The following is a 6,280-nucleotide window of genomic DNA, read 5'->3' on the forward strand; positions in this document are numbered from 1 at the left end:
GTGGTTCTGTGGTTCTGTGGTTCTGTGGTTCTGTGGTTCTGTGGTTCTGTGGTTCTGTGGTTCTGTGGTTCTGTGGTTCTGTGGTTCTGTGGTTCACAAAAACAAATAAAACATTATTAATCAATAAGTTAATGCAAAGTATAATTCATCAAACCCTATAGGGCCACAGGGCCATAGTTCCGCTCTTTAACCGCCCTTCAACTTAAACTGTACAAAAAGACAGTAAAATGCTTGAATATCTGCATCGAACATTTTGATGGATGGTGAACATGGCGCTGTTGTTGTCGGCAATTTCTCTTACCTCGCTGTCAGGCGTAGGGGCTAAGGTCGCTGAAAAACTGGCGAAGGTTGGCTTGCATACAGTTCAGGATCTGTTGTTTCACCTTCCGCATCGCTATGAAGACCGCACACGTATTTACCCGATTGTCCGGTTGCATCCCGGGCTCTGGGGTTCAGTGCAGGGGACTGTGATGAGCAGTGACGTCGCCTTTGGCCGCCGCAAGATGCTCACAGTCAAAGTCAGCGATGGAAATGGCACCATCACGCTACGCTTTTTTAACTTTACTGCCGCCATGAAAAACAACTTCTCCCTGGGGCGAATCATTGTCGCCTATGGCGAAGTCAAACGTGGTAATCATGGTCTGGAAATCATCCATCCCGAATACAAGTTTCAGGCAGAAGGTAAGACCCCTCAATTAGAGCAAACCCTGACACCGGTCTACCCGACCACAGAGGGTCTGCGACAAATCACACTGAGAAATCTCACAGATCAGGCGTTAGAACTGATGGACAAAGCGGCAGTGGACGAACTTTTGCCTGGCGGTCTTTACAACCAGCAAGTCACATTAGCTGAGGCTCTGCACACCATTCATCGACCGCCACCAAGCATCAACCTTGATGACTTTGACGAAGGCAAGCACCCGGCTCAGCAACGACTGATCATCGAAGAGTTGATGGCGCAGAACTTATCCATGTTGGCCGTGCGCAGTAAAGGCCAGCAAGATGCGGCCAAACCCTTGGGCCAGGCAGACACACTCAAGCAGCAGCTATTAAATCAACTGCCATTCTCCCCGACCGGTGCGCAGGCACGCGTCGTCCAGGAAATTGAAACCGACCTCGCGAAGCCGATCCCTATGATGCGCCTGGTACAGGGTGATGTGGGTTCCGGTAAAACGCTCGTGGCAGCACTGGCTGCGGTGCGTGCGATTGAACACGGCTATCAGGTAGCGATGATGGCACCGACTGAATTGCTTGCCGAGCAGCATGCGATTAACTTTGCTGGTTGGTTCGAATCTATGGGCATCAAAGTCGGCTGGCTGTCTGGCAAACAGAAAGGCAAAGCGAAAGAAGCGGAGCTATCACGTATTGCCAACGGTGAGGCGCAAATGGTGGTGGGTACTCACGCGCTGTTTCAGGAATCCGTTGAATTTAAAAACCTTGCGCTTGTTATCATTGATGAACAGCACCGCTTTGGCGTCCACCAGCGTCTTGAATTACGTGAGAAGGGAGCCAAACAGGGCTTCTATCCTCACCAGTTGATCATGACCGCCACTCCCATCCCCCGAACGCTGGCGATGACCGCCTATGCGGATCTGGAAACGTCGGTCATTGACGAGCTCCCACCGGGACGTACTCCGATTCAGACGGTTGCGATTCCTGATACCAAGCGGGATGACGTAATTGGACGGGTCAAGAACGCCTGCCTTAATGAGGGTAAACAAGCCTATTGGGTGTGTACATTAATCGATGAATCCGAGGTGCTGGAAGCGCAAGCCGCTGCTGATACCGCTGAAGACTTACAACGCAAGCTTCCCGACTTGAAAATTGGTCTGGTCCACGGCCGAATGAAACCAGCGGAAAAACAAGACGTGATGCAGCGATTTAAAAACAACGAGCTGCACCTGCTTGTGGCGACAACCGTGATTGAAGTGGGTGTAGACGTCCCTAACTCGAGTCTGATGATCATTGAGAACCCAGAACGTCTGGGTCTGGCTCAGCTGCATCAGTTACGAGGCCGTGTGGGCCGTGGAAGCGTCGCAAGTCACTGTGTACTCATGTACCACTCTCCGCTCTCTAAAACCGCTCAGAAACGCCTAGGGGTTCTCAGGGAGAGTAACGATGGCTTTGTGATCGCTCAGAAGGATTTGGAGATACGTGGACCGGGCGAACTACTCGGCACCAAGCAAACTGGCTTAGCCGACTTTAAGATCGCCGATCTGGTGCGTGACCAGCGTCTGGTGCCAGAAGTACAGCGCATCGCGCGCCATGTGCACGAGCAGTATCCAGAGAACGCCAAGAAGATCATTGACCGCTGGTTAGGGGACCGAGAGTTTTATGCCAAGGCGTAACGGAAACGGGTTCCTGGTTCCTAGGCTCTAGGAACTAGGAACCAAGAACCAGGAACCAGGAACCAGGAACCAGGAACCAGGAACCAGCCTCTCACGCCTAGGTCCTAGGAACCATATTCTTTCCATTCTTAACCACCGGGAAGCTCACCTGAGCCTTCAACCCACCTTCACTGCGATTAGAAATACTCACCGAACCATGATGCTGACTGATGATCCGTTTCACTATCGCCAGTCCTAACCCGGTGCCTTCACTGCCACGCGCGGTATCACCACGTGTGAACGGTTCAAACAAGCGTCCTATCTGACTTTGCTCGATACCCGGGCCATTGTCCTCTACCGTTACCCAGGCCAGTTTGTTGTCCACCGTCATACCCGTGGTCACTTTCACCCAGCCGTTACCGTAACGCACTGCGTTCACCACCAGATTGGTAATGGCACGTTTGATGGCAATGGGACTACCCTCGATGTCTTTGATTTTCTTCATCGGCTGATAATCGATCTTGATTTCATAGCCACCTTCGGAAGAGACGATGTCCGAGGCAATGTCGTTCAGGCTCAGCGACTCGAACGACTGGGTGTTTACCGGTTTAAGATAATCCATAAACTGGCCAATGATTTCGTTACACTCTTCGGTATCACTGATGATCCCTTCCGCCAGATAACTGTCTTCTGGCGACATCATTTCCGTGGCCAAACGAATTCGGGTCAGCGGTGTACGAATGTCGTGACTAATACCGGCCATTAACAAAGTACGGTCCTGCTCCAGCTCCTGTATCCCTTTTGCCATCTGATTGAACGCTCGGGTGACCGAACGAATTTCCGACGCCCCTTTTTCCGGTAACGGTGGTGGGATCTCCCCTTTGCCCACTAAGTTCGCCGCGTTTTCGAGTGCCATGAGTGGTCGGTTTTGCAAACGAATAAACAGCCAGCCACCCGCAATAACCAGTAGTGCCATAATCAGACTGTTTCTGAATAACGGAGCAAAGTCTTCTTCCTGCAACTCAGACAATGGAATGCGAATCAACGAGTTCGGTAGCGCATCAATTTTCATCCACAGGATGTAACTCTCTTCACCCAGTATCAGTCGAACCTCAGTACTGGACTGAAGCTCTTCGGACATCTCTTCGCTCATCAGGTCGATAGGCATGGCGTGATTAAATTCGTTGGCCATCGCACTGGTGTCAGCGTGAATCGTCACGCCCAACTGTTCCAGCACTCGTCGACGCAAGGGCGCATCCATTTCCAACTCTTCATCTACCCCCTGGTTATCTTCCAGAAAGAACGATAGCTCATGCGCCAGGATCTTATTGAACTGCTGTAAGCTCGGAACTAACGCGTAGTTGTATACCGCGTAGTAAGAAAATACCTGACTGGCAATTAACAGAGAAAAAAACAATAGAATGGATTGCGTGAAGGAGCTACGAAATCGCATAGGTTTTCCTTAGAAGGCGAGAGAATTGAATGGTGATACCCAAATAATAAACAAAAGGCTCTGAATCCATCCAGAGCCTTATCACAGTTTTTTAGTTATGCTTCTTTGCCATCCGGCACAAACACATAACCTAACCCCCATACAGTTTGAATGTAACGGGGTTTGCTCGGATCCACTTCCAGCATACGGCGCAGGCGGGAAATCTGAACGTCAATGGAGCGCTCCATTGCCGAGTATTCGCGTCCGCGAGCCATGTTCATCAGTTTGTCGCGCGACATAGGTTCACGAGCATTGGTCACCAGTGCCTTAAGCACAGCAAACTCACCAGACGTTAATGGCATCGCCTCTTCACCACGGAACATTTCGCGTGTTCCCAGGTTAAGGCGGAAGTCACCGAACTCAACCACCGACTCTTCCTGACTCGGAGCGCCCGGGGCTTCAATTGTCTGGCGACGCAATACCGCTTTAATACGAGCTAAAAGCTCGCGCGGGTTGAACGGCTTTGGCAGATAGTCATCCGCGCCCACCTCAAGACCAACAATGCGGTCTACTTCATCACCTTTGGCTGTCAGCATCAGAATCGGCAACATGTTGTTGGCGTTACGTAAACGACGACAAATCGACAGGCCATCTTCACCAGGCAGCATTAAATCCAATACCATCAGGTGAAAAGTTTCTCGGGTTAACAGGCGGTCCATCTGCTCACTGTTAGCAACACTGCGTACTTGGAATCCTTGCTCTGATAAGTAACGCTCTAGTAATGCACGTAGACGTGCATCATCATCAACAACTAAAATCTTATGATTTTCTTGCATATTCGATTCCACCACTAAAAAGCAATTTACCTACTCTCACTGACACTTTCGGGAGTGCAAAAAGAGTAACTGCACTAAATGTAACATTTCATGGGCAAGATTTGCGCACAGAATTGTTAACGTTTATTAATTATGGGCCATATCAGGCGCACAAGAGAATTTTCTGTGTGATATAGGTAATGTATCTCAGATGTTGCCAGAATACGCCACTTGAAACCTGATTAACGATTGAGCTAAATCCGTTTCCTTCCCTAACCCTTTGTAACGCTTTGAAATAGGCTTTTGTGCCCGACTCAGGCTGTATATCATTTAACCTAAGCAGACTATCAGTAACCTTTACAAATCCACGGTTTTTACCAAACCCAGGGAGAGATTATGACGTTTGCAAACCCATCCGAGGTTTTTTTCTCGCGCGACCATTTTGCACATGCACTCAAATACTGGCGTAACTTTAACGGCATGTCACAGCTGGAGTTAGTAGAAGCATTGAGTCTTTCGCATCGAGCGTTTCTGGGTATCAATCAACCCATGCTGAGTAAATGGGAGCATGGCAATGGACAACCATCCCTGATGCGACGAGTCGGCGTCGCTACGTTTTTCCAACAGCCTTATCAGTACAGCGAAGATGAAAAACGTATTATTCAGGGTGTGGAGAAATATGACGACTTCTTTCGCGGCTTCGATACCCTTTACCCGTATACCATTGACTGCTTTGAAACCTATACCTGGGATAGCCTGCCACCAGCCTATCGCGAACAGGTGATGTACGCTCAGCAGCATTACCGCTACGGCAACTTTTCCAAGCTAATCGAAGTGCTCTCCGTGCGCGAAATGCACGTGGTGGTTGCTAAGCACAAACAAGCGATCGTCGGGCACATTGTCTATGGCAAAAACCACGAAGGCATTGACTGTCTGCTCAGCTACATAGCGCTGGATAAGCATCTCTACCGACAAGTGCATCTGCACGCCTGTGAATTATTCGAAGGTAAGAAACTGCTATTCACCGCCATCAAACCTTATGCTAAGACTCTGGTGTCAGACATCTTTATTCCGGAAAAATACCAAATCGGCGAGATCAGCGTGTACGAATGCCAGCTAGATCGACTAACCGCCAACCCGTTTTTCGATCAGATCCATGAAGACGGACGCGTGTTGACTCTGCTCAGCCATCATCAGAAAGTTCAGCGTCATCGCCGTAACGAGACGACGAAGGATGCCGAGTGCTTTGCCTAGATTGAGGTTTTTCATTTTCGTGGCAATATAAAGCGATATACTCAAGTGACCTCAAGATGCAGGACTCAGAGCTTCATCAAGGTGTTCAGTTCAGGGAAAATAGTTGAAGGAATGGCTATTCCCTTTCGAAGCTATTTGACGCAGAAATGGGCACCTTGATGAGCTCCCAAAGGGCGAGTTTACTTGGCTTATATGCTTTAGTTAGCGATTTTCGATGTAGAGCCACTAGATCTTCAAATCACTGCCGCGCCTAGAAGCCAAGTAATTCTCGCTGAACAAGCATCTTGAGGTTACTTGAGTATAGATTTCTTTTGAATATCCGACGTTGTCGTGAGCCCATTGTTATGAAAACAAACCTGATTACCCGTGAAGGGTACGATAAGCTGAAAAAAGAGCTCGATTACCTGTGGCGAGAAGAGCGTCCGGAAGTGACCAAAAAAGTGACCTGGGCG

The 6,280-nt window shown here is 49.3% G+C and carries 4 protein-coding genes and 1 pseudogene; 3 read left to right on the forward strand and 2 right to left on the reverse strand.

Annotated elements, in window-relative coordinates:
* Positions 1 to 269: 269 nt before the first annotated feature.
* Entirely contained in the window at positions 270 to 2,348 is a 2,079-nt protein-coding gene (recG, locus tag C4S60_RS23300; protein WP_103882919.1) for an ATP-dependent DNA helicase RecG, read from the forward strand.
* 97 nt (positions 2,349 to 2,445) lie between these two features.
* On the opposite strand, the gene envZ is transcribed toward recG, so the two are convergent.
* Positions 2,446 to 3,780, reverse strand: a complete 1,335-nt coding sequence (gene envZ, locus C4S60_RS23305; protein WP_103882921.1) for a two-component system sensor histidine kinase EnvZ — start codon at positions 3,778 to 3,780, stop codon at positions 2,446 to 2,448.
* A 95-nt stretch (positions 3,781 to 3,875) separates the two neighbouring features.
* The gene (gene ompR / locus C4S60_RS23310; protein WP_103882923.1) at positions 3,876 to 4,595 is read right to left on the reverse strand and encodes an osmolarity response regulator transcription factor OmpR; all 720 of its coding nucleotides are present in this window, start codon (positions 4,593 to 4,595) and stop codon (positions 3,876 to 3,878) included.
* A 375-nt stretch (positions 4,596 to 4,970) separates the two neighbouring features.
* Here ompR and C4S60_RS23315 point away from each other — a divergent pair, with 375 nt between their 5' ends.
* Together C4S60_RS23315 and C4S60_RS23320 are read left to right on the forward strand one after the other, a co-directional pair.
* A complete protein-coding gene (locus tag C4S60_RS23315) occupies positions 4,971 to 5,828 on the forward strand; it encodes a helix-turn-helix domain-containing protein (protein WP_103882925.1) in 858 nt (285 codons plus the stop codon).
* Between the two features lie 344 nt (positions 5,829 to 6,172).
* Positions 6,173 to 6,280: pseudogene (locus C4S60_RS23320) on the forward strand (transcription elongation factor GreB); the annotation flags it as partial.

The sequence above is a fragment of the Vibrio hangzhouensis genome (assembly GCF_900107935.1).
Lineage (GTDB): Bacteria > Pseudomonadota > Gammaproteobacteria > Enterobacterales > Vibrionaceae > Vibrio > Vibrio hangzhouensis.

Bases quoted from the DNA above. Each gene is read 5' to 3' on its own strand.
- recG (WP_103882919.1), top strand. From the start codon at position 270: ATGGCGCTGTTGTTGTCGGCAATTTCTCTTACCTCGCTGTCAGGCGTA.
- envZ (WP_103882921.1), bottom strand. From the start codon at position 3,780: ATGCGATTTCGTAGCTCCTTCACGCAATCCATTCTATTGTTTTTTTCT.
- ompR (WP_103882923.1), bottom strand. From the start codon at position 4,595: ATGCAAGAAAATCATAAGATTTTAGTTGTTGATGATGATGCACGTCTA.
- C4S60_RS23315 (WP_103882925.1), top strand. From the start codon at position 4,971: ATGACGTTTGCAAACCCATCCGAGGTTTTTTTCTCGCGCGACCATTTT.